This is a genomic window from Paraburkholderia sp. BL10I2N1 (assembly GCF_004361815.1).
Lineage (GTDB): Bacteria > Pseudomonadota > Gammaproteobacteria > Burkholderiales > Burkholderiaceae > Paraburkholderia.
In genome coordinates this window covers 3461643-3483951 of sequence record NZ_SNWA01000001.1, presented here as the reverse complement: position 1 = coordinate 3483951, position 22309 = coordinate 3461643, and the positions used below count along the sequence as shown (strand labels likewise).

At 60.4% G+C, this 22309-nt stretch carries 11 protein-coding genes; 6 read left to right on the top strand and 5 right to left on the bottom strand.

The window, feature by feature from the left end:
- Positions 1–191: 191 nt before the first annotated feature.
- The 6 genes from B0G77_RS16110 (at position 192) to B0G77_RS16085 (ending at position 14166) form a co-directional block, all read left to right on the top strand.
- Entirely contained in the window at positions 192–8774 is an 8583-nt protein-coding gene (locus B0G77_RS16110; protein WP_133663013.1) for a hemagglutinin repeat-containing protein, read from the top strand.
- A gap of 2 nt (positions 8775–8776) precedes the next feature.
- Complete coding sequence (locus B0G77_RS16105; RefSeq protein WP_133663012.1) at positions 8777–9040, top strand: hypothetical protein; 264 nt, start codon at positions 8777–8779, stop codon at positions 9038–9040.
- Positions 9041–9388: 348 nt separating this feature from the next.
- The gene (locus B0G77_RS16100) at positions 9389–10825 is read left to right on the top strand and encodes a UbiA family prenyltransferase (protein ID WP_133663011.1); all 1437 of its coding nucleotides are present in this window, start codon (positions 9389–9391) and stop codon (positions 10823–10825) included.
- A 16-nt stretch (positions 10826–10841) separates the two neighbouring features.
- Positions 10842–12008 carry a hypothetical protein gene (locus tag B0G77_RS16095; protein WP_208116426.1) on the top strand — a complete coding sequence of 389 codons (1167 nt, stop codon included), beginning with the start codon at positions 10842–10844 and terminating at the stop codon, positions 12006–12008.
- Positions 12008–12346: a small multidrug resistance protein gene (locus tag B0G77_RS16090; RefSeq protein ID WP_133663010.1), complete on the top strand. Its 339-nt coding sequence runs from the start codon at positions 12008–12010 to the stop codon at positions 12344–12346. The genes B0G77_RS16095 and B0G77_RS16090 overlap by 1 nt, the downstream gene beginning before the upstream one ends.
- Positions 12343–14166, top strand: coding sequence for a ShlB/FhaC/HecB family hemolysin secretion/activation protein (locus B0G77_RS16085; RefSeq protein ID WP_133663009.1), 1824 nt, complete (start codon positions 12343–12345; stop codon positions 14164–14166). The genes B0G77_RS16090 and B0G77_RS16085 overlap by 4 nt, the downstream gene beginning before the upstream one ends.
- A gap of 158 nt (positions 14167–14324) precedes the next feature.
- Here B0G77_RS16085 and B0G77_RS16080 read toward each other — a convergent pair whose 3' ends face one another.
- The 5 genes from B0G77_RS16080 to B0G77_RS16060 all read right to left on the bottom strand — a co-directional run bounded on the left by B0G77_RS16080 (position 14325) and on the right by B0G77_RS16060 (position 22273).
- Positions 14325–15701: an IS4 family transposase gene (locus B0G77_RS16080; protein WP_133662695.1), complete on the bottom strand. Its 1377-nt coding sequence runs from the start codon at positions 15699–15701 to the stop codon at positions 14325–14327.
- A 172-nt stretch (positions 15702–15873) separates the two neighbouring features.
- A complete protein-coding gene (locus B0G77_RS16075; protein WP_133663008.1) occupies positions 15874–17574 on the bottom strand; it encodes a SpoVR family protein in 1701 nt (566 codons plus the stop codon).
- On the bottom strand, positions 17571–18842 hold the full coding sequence (locus B0G77_RS16070) for a YeaH/YhbH family protein (protein ID WP_133663007.1): 1272 nt from the start codon (positions 18840–18842) through the stop codon (positions 17571–17573). Before B0G77_RS16070 ends, B0G77_RS16075 begins: the two co-directional genes overlap by 4 nt.
- Positions 18843–18968: 126 nt before the next feature.
- Positions 18969–20891, bottom strand: a complete 1923-nt coding sequence (locus B0G77_RS16065; protein ID WP_133663006.1) for a PrkA family serine protein kinase — start codon at positions 20889–20891, stop codon at positions 18969–18971.
- 608 nt (positions 20892–21499) lie between these two features.
- Positions 21500–22273: a hydratase gene (locus B0G77_RS16060; RefSeq protein ID WP_133663005.1), complete on the bottom strand. Its 774-nt coding sequence runs from the start codon at positions 22271–22273 to the stop codon at positions 21500–21502.
- Between the last annotated feature and the right edge of the window lie 36 nt (positions 22274–22309).

Here is a 22309-nt window from a genome sequence, read left to right as displayed (position 1 = left end):
TGAGTCGTGCCAAAACCGTTCAACGCAAAGCCATCGACCGGCGGCGAGGGCTGTCTTTTTCACAGCCAATCAGCTAAATCCGAATTTCACAAAATCGTTGTGGTTTTGCATCGAACTTTCAATCTTTGACAATTTTGGTCATGGTTTAGCGTAGTTTCGCGGGCGGGATTAATACGCACTGCAAACGACGATTGAACAAAAATCACTTTCGACTGGTGTACAGCCGACTCCGGGGCATGCTGGTAGCCGTTGCAGAAACCGCCAGAGGAACGGGAAAAGCAGATTCGGGCGAGACCACTTCTCCCCGTTCAGCAGGACGCATCTCGTTGTTCTCGATGCGGCACGCGGTTTTTGCCGCGCTGATGCTGTTTGGTGTGGCGCCCTCTCTGGTCAACGCGCAGGTAGCGGCAGCGGGCGCGCATGCGCCGTCTGTGGCCCAGACCGCGAATGGACTGCAGCAGGTCAACATCAACGCACCGAGCGGCGCCGGGGTATCGCAGAATACCTATTCGCAGTTCGATGTACCGAAGGCCGGCGTCATCCTGAACAATTCGCCCGTGATCGTGCAGACGCAGCAGGCGGGTTACATCAACGGCAACCCGAACTTCGCTGCGGGCCAGTCGGCGAAGATCATCCTGAACCGGGTCAACAGCAGTTCGCCGAGCCAGTTACGCGGCTATATCGAGGTGGCTGGCAGCAAGGCCGAAGTCGTTCTCGCAAACGGCTCTGGGATCGTCGTGAACGGTGGCGGCTTCATCAATACCACGCGGGGCATTCTCACCACCGGCAGCCCGACGCTTGATGCGAACGGCAATCTGAGCGGCTTCGCGGTGACTGGCGGGCAGATTACCGTACAGGGCGCGGGGCTGAATGCGACCAATGTCGACCAGGTCGACCTGATTGCGCGCGCCGTGCAGGCCAACGCGGCGATCTACGCGAATAACCTGAACGTCGTCACCGGCGCAAACCAGGTCGATCACGATACGCTGGCAGCCACGCCGATTGCCGGCAACGGGCCGCCACCCAGTGTATCGATCGACGTGAGCCAACTCGGGGGCATGTACGCGAACCGCATCACACTGGTCGGCACCGAAAACGGCGTCGGCGTCTCGAACGCCGGCGTCATTGCCGCGCAGGCGGGCGATCTGACGCTCACGACGCAGGGCAAGCTGATCCTCACCGGCAACACGAGTGCGAGCGGCAACCTGGCGGTGTCGGCCGCTGCCGGAGTCGACAACAGTGGCACCACCTACGCGCAGCAGTTCGTCTCGGTCATTACACCGGGCTCGCTGACGAACAGCGGCACGCTTGCCGCGCAGCAGGGTCTGACGGTCAATGCGGGCAGCTTCGCATCAACCGGCACGCTTGGCGCGGGTATCAATGCGGATGGCAGCGTCGGCCAGGGCGGCGACCTGAACGTAGTTGCGGGTAACACACTGTCCGCGACCGGCCAGAACCTCGCTGGCGGCAATGCCACGCTACAGGGTAACTCTGTCACGCTCACTGGAAGCGAGACCGCCGCCAATGGGGCGCTCAACGTGGCCGCCGCGCAGATCCTCGACACCAGCGCCGCGACGCTCGATGCGACGCAGCTATCCTTGAGCGCAACGAACCTCACCAATCACGGAGGGACGCTGACGCAGACCGGCAGCGGGCCGACTGGCATCGCCGTATCCGGCACGTTCGACAACACGAACGGGTCCCTCACGACGAACGGTGCGGGCCTGACGCTGGCGCCCGCTGCGCTCATCAACAATGGCGGCAAGATTGCGGATTCCGGCACCGGCGCCCTGTCCATTGCAACCGGTTCGCTGTCGAACAATGGCGGGAGCATCACGACGAACGGCGCGCTGGATGTCCAGGCGGGCGCGCTTTCGAACCGGGGAGGCACGCTCGCCGCGCAGTCGCACGCGGCGTTCAAGGTCGCCTCGCTCGACAATAGCGGAGGCGGATATATTGGCGCGCGGGACGTTTCGATAACCGATGCGGGCACGCTGGACAACTCGGGTGGCACGGTGCAGGCCAACGACCTGCTCAACGTGTCAGCCCAGACCCTCTCGAACGATGGCGGCGCCATCGCAAACGGCGGCACGGCTTCAACGACCGTGAGCGCCAGCGGCGCACTCAACAATACCGGCGGCGGCCTGATTGGCGGCAACGGCAACGTGTCAGTGTCGGGCGGCAGCATCAACAACGCAGGCGGCACAGTCACCGCAAGTGGCGCGACCACCGTCCAGTCCGGCAGCACGCTCGACAATTCGGCGGGCCTGATCCAGGGTAACGCCAACGTATCGGCTACGGCATCCGGCGCAATCAGCAACACAGGCGGCCAGATCGAAGCGGACGGCGCGGCAGCGACGCTCGCCGTTTCGGGCGCGTCGGTTGACAACACGAATGGCCGCATCGCCAATATCGGCGCCGGTGCGACGACAGTCAACGCAGCTTCGATCACAAACTCGAACGCGGGCGGCGCGAGTGGCGCCGGTATGATCGGCGGTAACGGCGACGTGACGCTGACCAGTCAGGGGCTGTCGAACACACTGGGGGCGCAGGTCGTATCGGGCCACGACCTGACGCTGAACGTCGCGCAGTCGGTCAATAACAGCGGCGGCATGCTCTCGGGCGCGAATAACCTCTCGCTTGACCAGGCCAGCGCGGCCGTCGTGAACCAGAACGGTTCGGTGCACGCCAATGGGACCGTGGATCTGAACGTTGCCTCGCTCGATAACTCGTCGGGCAGGATCGGCAATGACGCTGGCAGTGGCGGCACGACCGGGATTACCGCTGGCACACTCACGAACCAGAACGGCGCGATCGGCAGCGACCAGAACCTGAGCGTCACCACGAACCAGCTGAACGGCGACGGTCAGATCCTGGCCGGCCGTGACGGTACGGTCACGATCAACGGCAGCTATACCAACGATGCGGCCAACCGGATCCAGGCCAACCACGATCTGACGTTTACCACCACCGGCACCTTCACGAACCAGGGGACGCTCGGCGCCGTGAACGCGTTGACCGTGACCGCGGCGAACGTCGACAACCAGGCGGGCGCCGACCTGAATTCGGCCAGTACGACCATCAATGCGGCGAACGCGATCACCAACGAAGGCCGCATCGAGGGCGATACCGTGGCGACGAAGAGCGCGTCGCTCACCAACACCGCGACGATCATCGGCAACACGGTCACGCTGAGCGGTACCCAGTACATCGCCAACACGGGCGCGGCGGCCGTGATGGCGGCGGCCGCGCTGCTGAACCTGTACTCCCCCGGTGACATCTCGAACACGGGCGGCGCGAACATGTTTAGCGTGGGCGATATCAACATCGCTGCAGACGCGACGCGTGACACGAACGGCCTGCTTGCGGACCGCTCGAATTCGGTCACCAACGCGCAGTCGACCATCCAGGCGCAGGGCAATCTGGAAGTCGCGACGCAGACGCTGACCAACTCCCGGCCGGCGCCGACCATCGAGACGGTCACGACCGATGTGAGCAGCCTCGACCAGACCAAGCGCAGCAAGTACATGGCATGCGCGACGGGGAACAGTGACAAGGGCTACTGCACACAGGCGATGTGGGACAACGGCTATATCGCGCCGATCAATGTGAGCTACTCCGCGTCGCAGATCGTTTCGGAGACTTCCGGACCGAACGCCACCGATAACGTCCTCGTCGTGAACGTCGGCGGCCAACCGCAGACGATCTGGTACAACTCGATCACGAACAACGGCGACGGCACGATCACTGTCAACTACTGGGACGACTACAACCCGAATATCAACTACCTGCCGTCGACCGAATATACGACGCGTAGCGACGGCCACAACGGTTACCAGCGTGTCGAGATCTCCCGCACGACGACGACCACGACCCAGCAGGACCAGGTGACCAGCGCGGCCTCCGAAGCGCAACTGCTCGCGGGCGGCAACATGACGCTGGCGAACGTCGGGACGATCAACAACGTTTACAGCGCGATTGCGGCAGGCGGCTCGATCCAGATCGGCAGCGCGCCGCAAACCGGGTCGGTCGCCAGCGGCAATTACGGCGGAACGACCGTCAATAACGTTGGCCAGACCCTGTACCAGCACCAGACACAGGATATCGTTTCGACCTATGCGTGGAACGAGACCACTACGCAGGACGTGGACCAGGTGGTCGAGCCGTCCATCGTGCTCGCGCCGGTGGCGATTGGCGGCACGGGTGGCACGATCACGGCGGGCAACGCGATCCAGATCAACGCCACGGACATCAACAACACGAACGTCGCGGCGGTGAATTCAGCGACCGGGGCGACCGGTGGCACGCTCGGCGCGAACCAGGCCCTGACGGGCCAGCAGGTCAATGCGCCTCAAACGGTGGCGAGCAGCATCGGCGCGTTGAACATCACCCTGCCGACAAGCGGCCTGTATGCGCTCCAGACTGCGCCCGGTGCGTCCTACCTGATTGCGACCGACCCACGCCTGACCAGCTATACGAGCTTCATCTCCAGCGATTACATGCTCCAGCAGCTCGGGCTGAATCCGCAGACCGTCGAAAAGCGCCTCGACGACGGCATGTATGAGGAACAACTGGTGCGGAACCAGATCACGCAGCTCACCGGCCGCGTGTATCTGCAGGGTTATACGAACAACGAGGCCGAATATCAGGCGTTGATGATGAGTGGCGTGAACGCTGCGCGAGAGTTCAACCTCGAACCCGGCATGGCGCTGACGGCGGCGCAGATGGATGCGTTGACGAGCGATATCGTGTGGCTGGTGAACCAGACCGTCACCCTGCCCGACGGCACGACGCAGCAGGTGCTGGCGCCGGTTGTCTACCTCGCGCAGACCCATCCCAACGACCTGCAGCCGAGCGGCGCGCTGATTTCGGCCGATGACGTGGAAATTCACGCGACTGGCAGCGCCACGAACAGCGGCGTCATCAAGGGCGGCACGCAGACGGTTGTCTCTGCAACCGACATCCTGAACCGGGGCGGCAGCATCAGCAGCAGCGGGACGGACGGCACGACGGTGGTGTCCGCGACGAACGACGTGGTCAACGCGTCGGGCCAGATCACCGGCAACCGTGTCGCGGTACTGGCGGGTCGCGACATCGTGAACACGACGCTCGTCGACACGGCGGGCGTGAGCAACGCGGCGGGCGACAGCAAGGTCGGCCAGACGCTGCTCGGCACCCAGGGCACGATTGCCTCGACGGGTGACATGGTGGTCGCGGCAGGCAACGACCTGACCGTGCATGGCGCGAACATCACGGCGGGCGGAAATTCCCAGGTCACGGCGGGCCATGACATCACGGTTGATGCGGTGCAGTCCACCACGTCGCAGTCGGTGACGCAGAACGACCAGCATCACTGGGAAGCGAACACCACGGTCAGCGAGACCAGTGCCATCGCGGCGGGCGGCAGCCTCGCGATGCAGAGCGGCAACGACATGACGTTCAAAGGCGCGCAGGTCAGTGCCGGGGGCGACCTGGCTGTCGTCACGGGTGGCAACCTGACGGCCACCAACGTCACGAACACCGCGCAGTACGACAACACCGCGACGGACAGCAAGACCCGGCAGGAAGTTGATCACACGTACGACGAGCAGGCGGTTGGCACAAGCTTTACGGCGGGTGGCAACGCGAGCCTCGCTGCCATCAGTTCCGACGCAGGCAAGGGCAACGTAACGCTGACTGGTTCGTCGCTGACGGCGGGTGTCACAAACGGCGTGGACAACGGCACGGGTACGGCAACCATTGCGGCAAGTGGCAACATGACGATCAACGAGGCCCGCGAGGAACACGACAACTATCAGGACGTCGAGTCGAAGCGCGGCAGCTTCGTGCACAGCTCCATGACCGACACGAGCCTGAGCACGCAGGCAAACGTTGGCGTGGCGAGTGCCGTGTCGGGGGATACCGTGCAGATCGGTGCCGGAAAGGACCTGATGATCAAGGGAGCAACGGTCGTCGGCACGAGTGACGTGAACCTGGCGGCGCTGGGCAACGTCACCATCACAACCTCGCAGGACACGCAGAACACGTCGAGCTACTACCAGAAACACGAATCCGGCTTTGGCACGAGCGGCGGCATCGGCATTTCGGTCGGCAGCAAGACGCAGACCGACACGACCCGCACGTCGCAGGTGACGAACACCGGCAGCACGATCGGTTCGCTGAACGGCAATCTGAACGTCTCGGCAGGCAACGACCTGCATGTGACCGGCAGCGACCTGATTGCGGCGAAGAACGTGACCGGCACAGGCGCGAATGTGACCATCGACGCGGCGACGGATACCGCGCACCAGGACAACACGCAAACGGTCAAACAGAGCGGCTTCACGCTTGCGGTGAAGGCTCCAGTTCTTGACGCGTTGCAGAACACTGTGCAGCAGTCGAAGGCAGCGGGCCAGAGTCAGGACAGCCGCGCGGCGGCGTTACACGGGATGGCTGCGGCTAGTGGCGCAGTCGACGCTGCGGGCCTCGCAGGCAGTCTGGCGAATGGGCAGATGCCTTCAGCGAAGATTGAAATTAGCTACGGGTCGAGCAGTTCAACCAGCACCTTCATGGAAGATTCGACCACACAGAAGGGTTCGAGCGTGACGGCGGGCGGTACGGCGGCGTTCGTGGCAACCGGAGGGGGGAACAATGCGGGCACGCCAGGCAGCGGCAATGTCACGATTGCAGGCTCGAACGTGAACGCCAACGATGTGCTGCTGGCCGCGCAGAACCAGGTGAACCTGCTCAATACGACCGACACCGATTCGACGCACAGCACGAACGAATCGAAGAGCGCGAGCGTGGGCGTGTCGTATGGCACGCAGGGCTGGAGCGTCGATGCGTCGGCTTCGAAGGCGAGCGGCAACGGCAACAGCGACGCCGCCATGCAGAACAATACGCATGTCACGGCAGCCAACAGCGCAACGATCATCTCGGGCGGCGATACGAACATCATCGGCTCGAACGTGAGCGGCAAGCAGGTTACGGCCGATGTCGGCGGCAACCTGAACATTGCAAGCGTGCAGGACACGATGACCAGTGATGCACATCAGGAAAGTTCGGGCGGCGGATTCAGCATCAGCCAGGGCGGCGCGAGCGGCAGTCTCAGTTCGCAGCATGGTGATGCGAGCGGCAGCCATGCGGGCGTCAATGAACAGGCAGGCATCCAGGCGGGTACGGGCGGCTTCAATATCGCGGTCAATGGCAACACGGACCTGAAAGGCGCGGTGATCGCGAGCGATGCCGATGCCACGAAAAACAGCCTGACGACCGGCACGCTGACGTATAGCGATATCCAGAACTCGTCAAGCTACGATGCGAATTCGAGCGGATTCAGCGCGGGCACGTCATTTGGCGACGGCGGCAACAACTACAGCACGCACGGACAAACATCCGGCTCGAACACGGGTGGAGCCGCACCGATGCTCGGCCAGCACGACAGCGGCAGCGACAGCGCGACGACAAGGAGCGGTGTGAGCGCGGCCACGATCAACGTGACCGACTCCGCAAACCAGACGCAGGATATCGCGGTCCTGAATCGCGACACGTCGAACACGAACGGCACCGTGGCAAAAACGCCGGACGTGAACAACCTGCTAGGCAATCAGGCCGACATGATGAGCGCGGCCAGCGCGGCGGGCGAGGCTGTTGCGCGACGCATTGGTGATTACGCTGATTCGAAGATGAAGGAAGCCGCCGCCAACGGTGATCAGGCTGGCGTGGACGCCTGGAAGGAAGGCGGTGCGGATCGCGCGATGATGCAGGCGGCGGGCGCGGCACTGGTGGCCGGAATCGGCGGCGGCAATGTGGTTGGAGCCGCAGCGGGAGCTGGCGTTGCTTCGCTTGCATCGGGCAAGCTGAACGAACTGAGTGGTGCAATCGCGAGTTCGAACCCGACTGGCGATTCCGATATCAATCAGGCGCTCGGTAACATCGTTGCAAACGCGATTGCGACGGGCGCGGGTGCGGCGGTCGGTGGCAATGCGGGTGCATTCTCCGGGTATAACGTTGACCTTTACAACCGGCAGCTTCACCCCGAAGAGAAAACGCTGGCAAAGCAACTGGCCGACAAGAGCGGAGGCAAGTACACGGAAGCGCAGGTCGAGGATCAGATGCGGCAGATGGGCGTGAGCGTCAATGGCCAGATTGAATCGGGCGCTGCCGCCACGCTGATTGGACAGGCGCCGACGGACATGGGCGCACAATGGATTGGCTCACCTTCAACGAGCGACGGGCAGACGGTTCTCACGCAGAGGCTGGCGCCCGCTGATCCGCAGTTGCAGGCGTATATCCTGGCGAACTACAACTCCGCATCGCCGGGAGGGATACCGAGCCAGTTCACCTACGCCCTGCCTTCCGGAAACAGCGGCTCGTCGGGCGTCACCGGTCCCTTTACCCAGTTCAATTCGGCAGACGCCAACTTCGTAAGGAATACGACGGCTGACGCTGCGTCAATGGTTTCGACGAATGCGGGACGATTTGGGTCGGCCACTGCGGCTGGCGCTGAGATTCCGTCGCCTTATTCTCCAGCGTTGGGGGCCGCAGCGTTTGCAGCGACGATTGCCGGTATATCTGCAGATGCCATTGCTCAAATAGCTAAGCCAAATATTGGTCAGTATACCTATGGAGGTGTCTTGAGCTTGGGGGCGCAAGTGGCCAGCGATCGAATCCCACTCGCTTCGCCAGCCATCAACGAAACAGTAAATGCTCTTAATAATTCACCATATTCGGCGAATATAGTGAATTGGTTAAATAATCAATGGGATTCCATTTCAAAGCAGAATGGTAAATAGAAATGAAACTTATCGATGACGGAAATTTATCCGGTTGGTTAAGAATTGCGCTGTTTTTGATCGGCGTTGCTACGCTCTTTGGTGGGCTTGCGCTGGCAATATTTCCAGGATGGCTAAGACTCTCTCTGTTCTTGTTTGGCTTTGCCATTATGGCCGTTGGTGGTCTTGCCAGTCGAGCACACATGCTAAAGATCAAGCCCTTCGACAACAGCTACAAGAAGGCACGCGACAGTTACAAAGTCAAGGATGACGAAGAAGAGAGATAAGCACGCGGGGAATTCGTGCAGCCTTTGTTCGGCATTGATGTGCAGGAACAGAAAGCAGTTTCACTGCAGTACCGGACGTGCATGGTCTGCAGCCACGTGACGAACGGAATCAGGATTTGAACAAACAATGAAGATAAAAAAGCTGGCGCTTCTTCCGCTCAAAGCCTTTGTCTCTCACGCGAGCCAGGCGCAGCAGGGGGCGACTCGCGCAGATACAGCCGCAGTGGCGCGTGCCAATGCTGAACAGAACCAGCGGGTCCAGCAGCAGCGCAATGCAGAGGAACGCGAGAATACAGTTCGCGCACCTCGCGTCCGCTCAACCGCACCGCAGAATTGGACGGATAGATTGTGCAAAAGACTAACGATTTGCCACTGATTGTCGACCTGGACGGAACGCTAACATTGACTGACACGCTGGTTGAGTCCGTGATTCAGGTCGTGAAGCAGAAACCGCTGAACCTCATTCGCTTGCCGGTATGGCTGTTGAAAGGACGTTTGGCATTCAAGCAGGCGATTGCAGCGCGCTCCGATTTTGCAGCCGAACACCTGCCCTATCGCGAAGCGTTGATCGACTATCTGACCGCCGAAAAAAAGCGTGGCCGCAGGATCATTCTCGCCACCGCCGCGCACAGTTCGATTGCTGAGCGTGTCGCTGTCCATCTGGGGCTCTTCGACCAGGTGCTGGCCTCGGGAGGCTGCACCAACCTGCGCGGGCAGGCGAAGCTCGAGAAATCGCGCGAATGCGTCGGCGAGCGATTCGTCTATGCCGGCGACAGCCGCGTCGACCGGCCTGTATGGCTGGGGGCGCAGGCAGCCATTCTGGCTGGCGTTCCACCACGTCTGGCTGCCTCAGTTCGCGAACAGGTACCTGTCGAGCGTGAGTTCCCGAACAACAAAGCCGGTCTTTCGGTCTGGCTAAAGGCGCTGCGCGTTCATCAGTGGCTCAAGAATCTGCTGCTCTTCGTCCCATTGCTGACCGCATTTTCCTTCTTCGACACCGACAAGCTGGTCACGCTCGCGATGGCGTTCGTCTCGATGTCGTTGGGTGCGTCGGCGACCTACATCGCCAACGATCTGTGGGATCTGGACAGCGACCGACGGCATCCCCGCAAGAGCCAGCGCCCATTCGCGAGCGGAGCATTGTCGATATCGAAAGGCGTCCTGTGCGCCGTGGCGCTACTCACCGCGTCGCTCGCACTGGCGTTCTCAACATCGGCAGCGTTTGCGGCGATGCTCTTGCTGTACCTGATCTTGACCACCGCCTACAGCCTGTTTCTAAAAACGCGCGTGATGGTCGATGTCATTACGCTCTCGCTGCTATACACGCTGAGAATCTTCGCGGGATCGGTAGCGGTAAATATCAGCACGAGTCACTGGCTGCTGGCCTTCTCGGTCTTCACGTTCCTGAGTCTCGCACTCGTCAAGCGCTGCGCCGAACTGGTGTCCTTGCGCATGAGTGCCGACGCCGTCACGGTGGGGCGCGATTACCGGGTCGCGGATCTTGAAGTGCTGTGGCCGCTTGGCATCGGCGCGTCACTCGCGGCGGTAATTGTCTTCGGCCTTTTCATCAACGCACCGGAGACGGCCGGCCGGTATGCGATCCCTGCATTGCTGTGGTTTGTCGCGATCGGGCTGATTTCCCTGTTCGCACGCCTGTGGATCAAAACCGTGCGCGGCGCAATGCATGACGATCCGATAGTTCATCTCATCGAAGATCGCGGCAGCCTTCTTACCATTCTGATCATGGTCGCCACCATGATGACGGCCCACTTCGTACAGTCTTGACAGACTTCGGCAAAAAATGAAATTAGAAAACAGAAACAGGATGCTGGCGTTCTGCCGGTTCTCGATCGTATTCGTCCTGCTGCTCGTGTGCGCCGGAAACATCACCAACAGTGTGCTGTTGAAATGGGGCTTCCGCGACGACCAGAAAACCGACTACGCGCACAGCTACAGCCTTGTCGGCATGATGGACGGTGCGGCACCAAAGCCGTACGTTTACCGTTCGTCGTTTCCGAAAGCTGCGAAGTGGGCGGCGGAGCAGCTGAGTCCTGCCGTACAGAACAAACTCTTTAAATCGATCTCGCGCTACGACTCGCTACGAAACAGCTATTTCCATAGCGTTGCGGATGAATTCTGGACGCCGGTGGTCGCCATCACCTATCACCTGGCCTATCTCGTCGTTATCCTGTCGACGGTGATGGCATTGTGGTTCGTGTACAAGCTCGCAAGGATGCGTGGCCTCACGTTCGGGCAGGCGGTTGGCTTCGTCGCCGGCTTCAGCCTTATCTACCCGCTCACTTTTCAGCAAGGCGGGTACTACTATGACTTCATCGAGCTGCTGGGCGTATTCGGCGCATGCTACTTCCTGCTCAAGCGCTGGATGATCGCCTGCACGATCTTCGTCGCGTTGTTCTCGTTCAACAAGGAGACGTTCTTTCTTGTGCCGCTGGCCCTCTTCTTCCTGCACGGGCGTGACGTTGCAGTGTCGAAGCGCATTGGCTGGCTCGTGATCCAGCTGGTCGGCTGTGCGTTGAGCCGGCACATCATCATGAGCGGCTACGAGCACAACGCCGGCGGCCTCGTCGAGTTCCATGTGCTGGATAACCTGCGCTTCTGGATCAATCCGAAGTCGTACTTTGGCTTTTACAACCTGATTGCGAAGGGTGTATTCACACCGAGCCTGCAGAACCCGCTAATGCTCGTGCCGCTGATCGTGTTCTTCCGTCATGCATGGCGAGAATCCGGCGCGCGCTATCAGAGGTACTTCTTCGCGGCTTTCTTGCCGGTGCTGGTGCTGTTTGCGTTCTTTGGCTATCGCGACGAGACCCGCAATTTCTCCGTTGTCTTTCCGGCGATCGTGTTGATCGCGCTCAATGGCGCGCGCCAGTTCGGACAGATTTTTTCACACGCCGAAACAGAGGGGAAACATTCGGCGGTACGAGTGAATTCGAGTGTGGATGCCTGATGTCCTTCATTACGTTGATTGCCAGCGGAACACTGAGCGGCCTGGCGAGCGTTCTCTTGCGGCTTGCTGCGCTTCGGGCCGCCACAGCATCAGCAGGTGAATGGATGCCAATTCTGTTCCGGGCTGCGGCGCTGGGCTCCTATGGAGTCGGCTTCGTGCTCTACGCGCTCGCGTTGCGCAAGGCCAATCTGGGCGTGGCGTATCCGCTGATGGTGGCTGTCTCGATCCTCGTCGTACTGACGTTTACGGTGCTGCATGAGCACGTCTTGAAGCCGACTCAGTTGGTCGGCGCAGCGGTGATTCTTGGTGGTGTGTGGTTGGTTACAAGGCAGGTATGACAAAGCAACAACGAATCCAGGAAAGCAGGACGCTGTCCATTCTTCCGTTGACTGCCGCGCTTTTCGCACTCGGCAATTCGACTGCACTTGCGCAGCAATCGCCGACTCCCGCGGACACAGCAGCAGCGGCACGCGCCAACGCCGAGCAGAACCAGCAGGTGCAGCAGCAGCGCAATGCGCAGGAACGCGAGAATACGGTGAACGCGCCCCGCGTGCGCTCCATGGCGCCGCAGGATGGGACGCATCCCGAACTGCCCGCCGAAACGCCGTGCTTTCGTATCGAATCGTTCGCGCTGGATGTGCCCGCGACGTTGCCTGATGCGGTGCGTGCGCAGGGTGCGTCCGCGCTGCCGCAGGACCGGTTCGCCTTTGCCCGCGAGTGGCTCGATCACTACGCGGGCCAGTCCCCCAAGGGGACTTCCTCCGGGGCGTGCGTTGGCAAACAGGGGCTCGACGTGATCGTCAAGGGGCTGCAGCAGACCATACTGAGCCGGGGCTACATCACGACACGCGTGCTTCTGCCTGAGCAGGACCTGTCAACGGGTACGCTGAAGATCGCGCTGGTGCCTGGCGTCATTCGGGACCTGCGCTTCGCCGATCCCGCTGATGGTTCGACAATTCGCGGCACATGGAAGTCCGCCTTCCCTGCCCGTGGTGGCGACATGCTCAACCTGCGCGATCTCGAACAGGGACTCGAACAGATGAAGCGTGTCAGCAGTCAGGACGTGTCGATGCAGATCGTGCCGACCGACGTACCAGGCGAAAGCGACGTGGTGCTCGACGTGAAGCGCGCGAAACCTCGGACCGTCGTCGCCTCGGTCGACAACTCCGGCACGCGGGCCACCGGCAAGCTGCAGGGCAACCTGAGCTTCGGTATCGACAACCCGCTGGGCCTGAACGACATCTTCAACGTCGGCGTCAGCCAGGACCTTGAATTCGGCGACAAGCGCCTCGGCTCGCACGGCTGGAACGGCTCTTATTCGATTCCATGGGGCTACTGGACGGGCACGCTATCGGCCAACACGAACACCTACTACCAGCAGATCGCCGGCGTAAACGAGACGTTCGTCTCCAGCGGCCATGCGCAGACGGTCGACTTCAAGCTGCAGCGCGTGATTCGCCGCAGCCAGAACGATGTGCTCGGCGTGCAGTTCCGGCTGACGAAGCGCTTCGGTGACAGCTTCATTGAAGATACCGAGATTCCGCAGCAGCGTCGCAACAACACCGTCATCGAGGCTGGACTGACCGATCGTCATTACTTCGGCGCATCGCAGTTCGACGGCGGCCTGGCCTACCGCCAGGGCGTCGGTGGACTCGGTGCAACACCGGACTATTACCTCAACGGCCCGACGTACCGCTTCCGCATGGCCGTGCTCGACGCGAACCTGTCGGTGCCGTTCCAGATCGCGAGCCAGCCGCTGCGGTACGTCACTACGGTTCACGGCCAGTTCACCAACGCCACGCTCAATTACATTGATGACCTGGCGATCGGTAGCCGCTACACGGTGCGCGGCTTCGATGGCGAGACGATGCTCGCGGCGGAGCGCGGCTTCTACTGGCGCAACGAGTTTCAGTTGCCGGTCGGCTCGACGGGACAGTCGGTGTACGCAGGCATTGACTACGGCCGCGTGTTCGGCCCGAACGCAGCTTTCCTCGCCGGCACGCAACTGGCCGGCGCGGTGATCGGGATTCGCGGCAGTGTGCCGGCGCGCTTTGCAGGAGTCGCCTATGACCTGTTCGCCGGGACGCCTGTCTACAAACCAGCGAACTTTCCGACCGCGCGTGTGACCCTCGGCTTCCAGGCCATTGCGCAGTTCTAGACTAGCAATGCGATCCGGGTGCTGCCGTGCAAGATATGACCATGGCAGCTATATGCGCCTCCGCGGCGAGGACAGCGACTTGCGGTTCGACAGTGACGACGAAGAAAAGTAGCTCCCGCCCCGGACCTCAGGATCACCCACATTTTTCGTGAGCCAACTTATTCGTCTTGCCTGAAGATGCGATACATCTCGGTGATCTCGTGCAGGACGAGAAATCCACGCCACATGACGGTGGGACCGGGTGGGTGGTCATGCTTGCGGTTCAGGTACCCACCGAGTTTTGCAATCCACAGCACGACCTCACCGAGTGAAGGTATTGCAGTCGGTGGTTTTGACGTGCGATGGGTGCGGCTATGAAGCGCGCGCCATTCGTCTGGTTGCAGAAGGACTTCGCACGACAGGTCCGGATCGGCACGACCCAGCAACGTCGCGTACATGATGCGCCAGCTGATCACCGCAAATAGCGCGGTCGACCGTACGAACCGCTCAAGGTTGCCGAACTGACGCTTTTCAATGCTGCAGCCACTCTTCAGTACGCGGTGCCACGACTCAATCGTCCATCGGCGGGCATACCAGCCGAGTCGTTCAAGGGTGTCCTCAAACGTGATCGTCGGCACGGAACTGAGCAGCATCCATTCGAGCGGCTCGATGTCCGCCGGCGGCGTGGTTTCAAGGGCGTGGATCGCATAGACTGTGACCTCGGCGAGCCGGGATGAAGGCCGTTGCGGAGGCCTCAGTCGCACTGGCGTACACCGCAGTGTCAGACGGGCGACGCGCCTGGGTTGATTACCCACTGGCGGGACCTGTAACTCCGTTTCGCCCAGCGGGGCGGTCGCGGCAACGGCCTCCCAGAGGGAGTGCTCGGGGTTGACGGTCTTGCGATCCGACTTGGCTCGGATCAGCCACTCAACGCCTCGCGGACGCTCGGCCGTGAACACTTCGTAGAGGTCGCTTTCCCGGTCACCGATTCCAATCACCAGGGTCTCGGGACAGCGTGCCTTGAGGGCGCCCAGATGCGCGATGCCTTCGAGCCACTTGACGCTCTCCTTGTCTGCAACCGGAAGGTGCTTTCTCTGCTGCTTCTTGCCTAATTGCGCGTCGGGTCGCACCCAGGTCTTCATACCCAGCACACCCAGCGGCAAACCTTCTGGCGTGACGGCCAGCAGGCTGTGCAGCATGAAGCCGCGCGAAGCGTTGCCCGTGCCGTAGCCCAGTCCTTCGGTCGCTTTGAGGTGGCTCAGGTTGAATTCGGTCGTGTCCTGCACCGCAAGCACGACCGGTATGCGGGTCATGCGCCGCAGGGTCTGTTCAATGTGCGGAGCAAGTACGCCATCCGTATCGACCTGTTCGTTGTCGAAAAAACGATAGGCTGCCTTGAGCTCGGCGGCATTGAGCGAGCGCGGGAATGGGCAATCAGGACTACTTGCCAACCGTCGCGCCAGCGCGACCAGTCGGCTCGTCAAACGGGCATCGCCCAGATTGGCCGCACCGAATTCGGTATCGGCCCAGTCAGCGTTATCGTCTATGGAAGGCAACGGCGTGTCGTTTTACAGGCAATACACGCAAGTTAACATCGCCTGACTCAGTTTACAAGCGCGATTCAGCGAAAAGATGTGGGCAATCCTGAGGCCCCGGACAGGGGCGACACTACTAAACGACTAACAAATCAGACAAAAGCCAAAGGCCAAAAAACCAGAACCGGGAAACTCAAACCCGAACAATCGGCGGCACATACCGACACTCATACCTCTTCCTGACAGTCCCATTCTCATCCACACTCTCGAGATAAACATCGAACTGCCAGAGTCTGGCCATATGCTTCAAAACCTCTTCACTGTCACCGGAGAGATGCCGGTTATCACTCATGAAATGCCGGAGCGTAAGACTCCGGTCACCTCGCGTATTGACCGACCACACCTGAATGTTCGGCTCCCGATGATGCATATCGTACTGCCGCGAAAGCGCCTGACGCACGTACCGATAGCCACTGTCGTCATGAATGGCGGAAACTTCAAGCGCGTCCCGCATATCATCATCGAGGACTGAAAAGAGCCGCATCTCACGAATCAGATGAGGCGACAGATACTGCGCCACAAACGATTCGTCCTTGAAATTGCGCATTGCATAGTGCAACGCGCCCAGCCACGGGCTCCCCGCCAGTTCCGGGAACCACTGCCGGTCCTCTTCCGTTGGCGTTTCGCAGATCCGCCGGATGTCGCTCATCATCGAAAAACCGAGCGCATACGGATTGATACCGCTGTAGTAAGGTTTCGTCACCGGCGGCTGATAGACGACGTTACTGTGCGAATGGAGAAACTCCATCATGAAGCCGTCTTCAAGCTTGCCCTGGTTGTAGAGCGTGTTCAGCAACGTGTAGTGCCAGAACGTCGCCCACCCTTCATTCATCACCTGCGTCTGCCGCTGCGGATAAAAATACTGCCCTACCTTGCGCACGATGCGGATCACCTCGCGCTCCCAGGGCTCCAGCAACGGCGAATTCTTCTCCGCAAAATACAGCAGGTTCTCCTGCGGCTCAGGCGGATACCGGTCCTCGGGTTCCTCCGGCAGCACTTCCCTCTTGTTCGGCAACGTGCGCCACAGTTCATTCACTTGTGACTGCAGGTACGCCTCGCGCTCCCGGCGCGCAGCCGATTCCTTCGCGAGCGACAGCTTCTGCGGCCGCTTGTAGCGGTCCACGCCGTAGTTCATCAAGGCATGGCACGAATCGAGCAGTTCCTCCACCCGGTCAAGACCAAACCGCTCTTCGCACTCGGCAATGTAGTTCTTCGCGTAGACGAGGTAGTCGATGATCGCGTGGGCATCCGTCCACAGCTTGAACAGATAGTTGCCCTTGAAGAACGAGTTATGCCCATACGCGGCATGCGCAATGACGAGCGCCTGCATCGTCATCGTGTTCTCTTCCATCAGATACGCGATGCAGGGGTTCGAATTGATGACGATCTCGTATGCGAGCCCCATCTGTCCGCGACGATAGCTTTTTTCGGTAGCGAGAAAATGCTTGCCGAACGACCAGTGCCGGTAATTGACCGGCATGCCGACGGACGCATACGCGTCCATCATCTGCTCAGCACTGATGAGCTCGAGCTGGATCGGATAGACATCCAGCCCATATTGCTCTGCAACATGGGATATGTGTGTGTCGTATTCTTCGATCAGTTCGAAGGTCCAGTCGGACGGGCACGGCAGAGGCCGTCTATCGGCAACGTTCATACGGACTTCCCTTTGCCCCGTTATGGGCACTTCGGTTTGCCCTCGTGCTGCGGCTGCCTTTTCACTGGACCCAATGGATCCGGATGGCCCGGTGCTTCCGGCGTCCTTCTCCTTCGCGCCCTTTCTGCGTTCCGGTTGGTAGCCGCGCGCTTCATTGTGCAGATGTTTGGTGCTCATGACGACGCCACCTGCTTTTCAAACAGTTCGCGGAAGACCGGATAGATGTCCGCCGCTGTTTCTACTTTCTTCATCGCCATATGTGGCGCGGTCAGCGCAAGTTGCGCGTATTCGAGCCACAGGTTCTGCTCTTCAGGCGTCACCTGAATGTACGCAAAATAGCGCACCTTCGACAGAATGTCATCTGACAGCATCTTGCGGCACTTCGGCGAATCGTCCGTCCAGTTGTCGCCGTCCGAGGCCTGTGCACCGTAAATGTTCCATTCAGTCGGCGAATACCGCTCCTCCATTACCTTCGTCATCAGTTCGAGCGCGCTCGACACCACCGTGCCGCCGCTTTCCGTCGAGTGGAAGAACGTGTCTTCATCGACCTCCTCGGCACGCGTGTGATGGCGGATGAACACCACCTCGATCTTCTCATAGTTGCGCTTCAGGAACAGGTACAGCAGGATGAAGAAGCGCTTCGCGAGATCCTTGCGCTGCTCGTCCATCGAGCCCGACACATCCATCAGGCAGAACATCACGGCCTGACTGGACGGTTGCGGCTGCTTCACGCGGTTCACGTAACGCAGGTCGAATGGATCGATGAAGGGGATGCGCCAGATGCGCCCGCGCAAATGATGGATTTCCTCTTCGAGCACCTTGATCTCTTCGCGACGGTCGGCCGGGTCGGCCTTCATCACTTCGAGCTGTTTTTCAAGCTCGTGCAGTTCGTTCACGAGCGGTGAGCCGAGCGCGATGCGCCGGCCAAGTGCGCTACGCAATGAGCGCACAACGTCGATGTTGTTCGGCGTGCCTTCCGCTGCCCAGCCCGCGCGGATGCTCTTCCAGGTTGGCACGGCAAGCAGATGGGTCTTGACGAGGCGCGGCAGTTCGAGGTCGTCGAAGAAGTACTGCATGAATTCTTCGCGGCTCAGCTCGAAGACGAAGTCGTCCTGGCCCTCGCCTTCGTTGCTGGCGCTGTTCCCGCCGCCACCGCCGCCTCCGCCGCCGGGACGCGGGATCTTGTCGCCGCGGATGTAGTCCGAGTTGCCAGGGTGCACCATCTCACGCTTGCCGCCCGGGCCGTGCCGGAACGACGGTTCCGCGATGTCCTTGCGCGGAATCGTGATGCTCTGGTTGTTCTGGATATCCTTGATGCTGCGATCGCGCACCGCTTCCGATACGGCGCGGCGAATATAGTTCTTTACGCGGCGCAGAAAGCGTTCGCGGTTTGCAATGCTCTTGTTCTTGCCTGCCAGCCTGCGGTCGATGATCTGGTGAAGCACATCCGGTCTCCCGCTCTAATTTCTGGAGCGCGAGACGCAAGTTGCGCATGCAACCTCATGTCCATGCGGCTTGCGCCTCGCAAGTTGCCCGCGCAGTTGCCCCACGCGGGCGGTACGTCTCCTGCCTCATGATGACTTGCGTACGCGTAGATACCAGTCGCAAAGGAGCCGCACCTGCTTCGGCGTGTATCCCTTGGCGACCATTCGGTTGACGAAGTCCTCGTGCTTGCGCTGCTCCTCCGCCGATCCTTTCGCATTGAACGAAATGACAGGCAAAAGTTCTTCCGTATTCGAGAACATCTTCTTTTCGATCACGACGCGCAGCTTCTCGTAACTGACCCACGCCGGGTTCTTGCCGGCATTCGCAGCACGCGCGCGCAACACGAAATTGACGATCTCGTTGCGGAAATCCTTCGGGTTGCTGATGCCCGCAGGTTTTTCGATTTTCTCCAGTTCCGCGTTCAGCGCCGCGCGGTCGAAGCTCTCGCCGGTGTCGTGGTCGCGGAACTCCTGATCCTGAATCCAGAAGTCGGCGTACGTCACATAGCGATCGAAGATGTTCTGCCCGTACTCGGAATACGACTCCAGATAGGCAGTCTGAATTTCCTTGCCGATGAATTCCGCGTAGCGCGAGGCCAGCACGTCCTTCACGAACGACAGATACTTCTGTTCGGTTTCCGGTGGGAACTGCTCGCGCTCGATCTGTTGTTCGAGCACGTACATCAGGTGCACCGGGTTCGCGGCGATTTCGGTCGAATCGAAGTTAAACACACGCGACATGATCTTGAACGCGAAGCGTGTCGACACGCCCGTCATGCCCTCGTCGACGCCCGCGAAATCGCGGTACTCCTGATACGACTTCGCCTTTGGATCGGTGTCCTTGAGGTTTTCGCCGTCATACACCTGCATCTTCGAAAAGAGACTCGAATTCTCCGGCTCGTGCAGGCGCGTCAGCACCGAGAACTGCGACATCATCTTGAGCGTGCCCGGCGAACAGACCGCGCTCGCGAGCGAAGAATTGCGGATCAGCTTTTCGTAGATCTTCATTTCCTCCGAGTAGCGCAGGCAGTAAGGCACCTTCACGACGAAGATCCGGTCGAGCAAGGCTTCGTTGTTACGGTTGTTGCGGAACGCCTTCCACTCCGACTCGTTCGAGTGAGCGAGGATGATGCCGTCGAACGGGATCGCACCGAAGCCTTCCGTGCCCTTGAAGTTGCCTTCCTGGGTCGCCGTCAGTAAAGGGTGCAGGACCTTGATCGGCGCCTTGAACATTTCGACGAATTCAAGAAGGCCCTGGTTCGCAAGGCACAGGCCGCCGGAATAGCTGTATGCATCGGCATCGTCCTGCGCATATTGTTCGAGCTTGCGGATGTCGACCTTGCCGACCAGCGATGAAATGTCCTGATTGTTTTCGTCGCCGGGCTCGGTTTTCGCAATGCCAATCTGCCGGAGGATCGACGGATACCGACGCACCACGCGGAACTTGCGGATGTCGCCGTTATATTCATGCAGCCGCTTGACCGCCCATGGACTCAGGATGGTCTTCAGATAGCGGCGCGGAATGCCGTATTGTTCTTCGAGGATGGGACCGTCCTCGTCGTAGTCGAATAACCCGAGCGGCGACTCGTTCACCGGCGACCCCTTGATCGCGTAGAACGGCACACGTTCGGCCAGCTGCTTGAGACGTTCCGCTATCGACGACTTGCCGCCACCGACCGGCCCCAGAAGATACAGAATCTGTTTCTTTTCTTCGAGCCCCTGAGCCGCATGCCGGAAGTAAGAGACCACATGCTCGATCACTTCTTCCATTCCGTAGAACTCACGGAACGCGGGGTATACCTTGATGACCTTGTTCGCGAAGATACGCGACGAGCGCGGATCGTTGCGGGTGTCGATCTGTTCAGGTTCGCCGATTGCTGCCAACATGCGTTCGCCCGCAGTGGCGTACGCGGCGGGATTGTCTTTGCAGAGCGCGAGATACTCCTCGAGCGAGAGTTCATCCTCCCGGGTTTTCTCGAAGCGGGTCGCGAAACTGCTGTAGATATCCATGCTACCTCCTCGCCGAAAGTCTAGACCGATGTCGTGCGCGGCGCGCTAATCGGAAACGACATCGCTCGAATTCATCCTAAACCCTTTTAAATTTTTTTTCACGAACTACGTTGTGAAAATCGTCTCACAACAGCGTCGTTACATTCGTCGTCTGGCCAGGACTTTTTGGGTCACCTACAATCCTGCGACCAGAATGCTTCATTCAGCACAGTAGAGCAGCGGTACCCTCCGCCGTTGCGACATAAATGCCCTGCCACCCTGTCAGTCAGACGATCGCAAAAGAACATGAGTTCGCCTGTCTGCGCGCGCACACTGGATCGTGTTGCATGTGTGCTTCACCACGTTGCTGCGCTCGCGCGGGTACTGCCGGGAAACGTTCCTGGCTCTTCTTTTCCTGAACGCATGAGGCGCGCTTTTCGATTACACGAGCGGGTTTACGGCAGGTAGGGGATGAGTTGTAACAGAGGGGGTGTGTCCCACTATCTCGACCAATGAAGCTGTAACAGCGCGGTCCCTGCCCCGATCTTGCGTCGGTAACGGGTGCGCTGGCACTCAACCATCGAGGCTGCTGATGGCAGCGAGCCCCATGAGGGCAAGCTTCAGTCCGCTTACGTCAGGGCGATTTCCACTTCGCCCAGGCCGTCAATATGACCATGCACCGTTCCGGGTTGTTCGATGCGGTGCGCACCGACATACGTGCCCGTCGTAATGGTCCACTCCGGTTCGATCGTGATACCCATCGCCGCGCAATGGTTGACGAGCCACACCAGCAGCTCCCGTGGATCACCAGCAGGATTGCCGGTTGTTTCCGGCACCAGCGATTCGCCGTCGAAAGTCAGCTCCAGTTCGGGTGAAACGAAGTCGAACGTGCGCGCGAATCCCGCATAGGGCACGGCATGACCGGTGACCAGAGCACCATTGTTCTGGGCATCCGCCAGTTGCGCGAGCGCCGCGACGTTGGGCCATTCGGCAAAGCGGCTATCGACGATTTCGATGGCGGGCAGCACGACACCGAGCCTTGCCAGCACTTCGTCGCGCGCATAGGCCTTGTCGCGAGGCTCGATCGGCCCGGCGAAACGGAAGGCGACCTCCAGTTCCACCAGCACGCGAAAAAACGAATCTCGGGGGATCTGGGCCGGCGACGGCAGCACCAGCGAGGCGGGAATGGGCGCCCCGGAAGCGGCGCCGCCCGGGCTTCTCGCGCCGATTTTCCAGCCGCCTGTGGAGGTTCCGAGGCCCGCGATGACCGCCTGCTGGATCGCATAGGCGCTCGCCGCGTCAGGCGGCAGGCTGTCGAGCGGCAGGTCTTCGATCAGACTGCGCTGCCGGCGCGCCTCGAGCAGGCGCGTGGAAAGACCTCGATGGGAATCATGATGCGTCATGTCGTGTCCTTTCCTGCTGTCGCGTTTAGCTGCGTT

What these genes read in the sequence shown, in the direction of transcription:
- B0G77_RS16105 (WP_133663012.1), top strand. Translation starts at nt 8,777, where the DNA reads ATGAAACTTATCGATGACGGAAATTTATCCGGTTGGTTAAGAATTGCG.
- B0G77_RS16095 (WP_208116426.1), top strand. Translation starts at nt 10,842, where the DNA reads ATGAAATTAGAAAACAGAAACAGGATGCTGGCGTTCTGCCGGTTCTCG.
- B0G77_RS16090 (WP_133663010.1), top strand. Translation starts at nt 12,008, where the DNA reads ATGTCCTTCATTACGTTGATTGCCAGCGGAACACTGAGCGGCCTGGCG.
- B0G77_RS16085 (WP_133663009.1), top strand. Translation starts at nt 12,343, where the DNA reads ATGACAAAGCAACAACGAATCCAGGAAAGCAGGACGCTGTCCATTCTT.
- B0G77_RS16075 (WP_133663008.1), bottom strand. Translation starts at nt 17,574, where the DNA reads ATGAGCACCAAACATCTGCACAATGAAGCGCGCGGCTACCAACCGGAA.
- B0G77_RS16065 (WP_133663006.1), bottom strand. Translation starts at nt 20,891, where the DNA reads ATGGATATCTACAGCAGTTTCGCGACCCGCTTCGAGAAAACCCGGGAG.
- B0G77_RS16060 (WP_133663005.1), bottom strand. Translation starts at nt 22,273, where the DNA reads ATGACGCATCATGATTCCCATCGAGGTCTTTCCACGCGCCTGCTCGAG.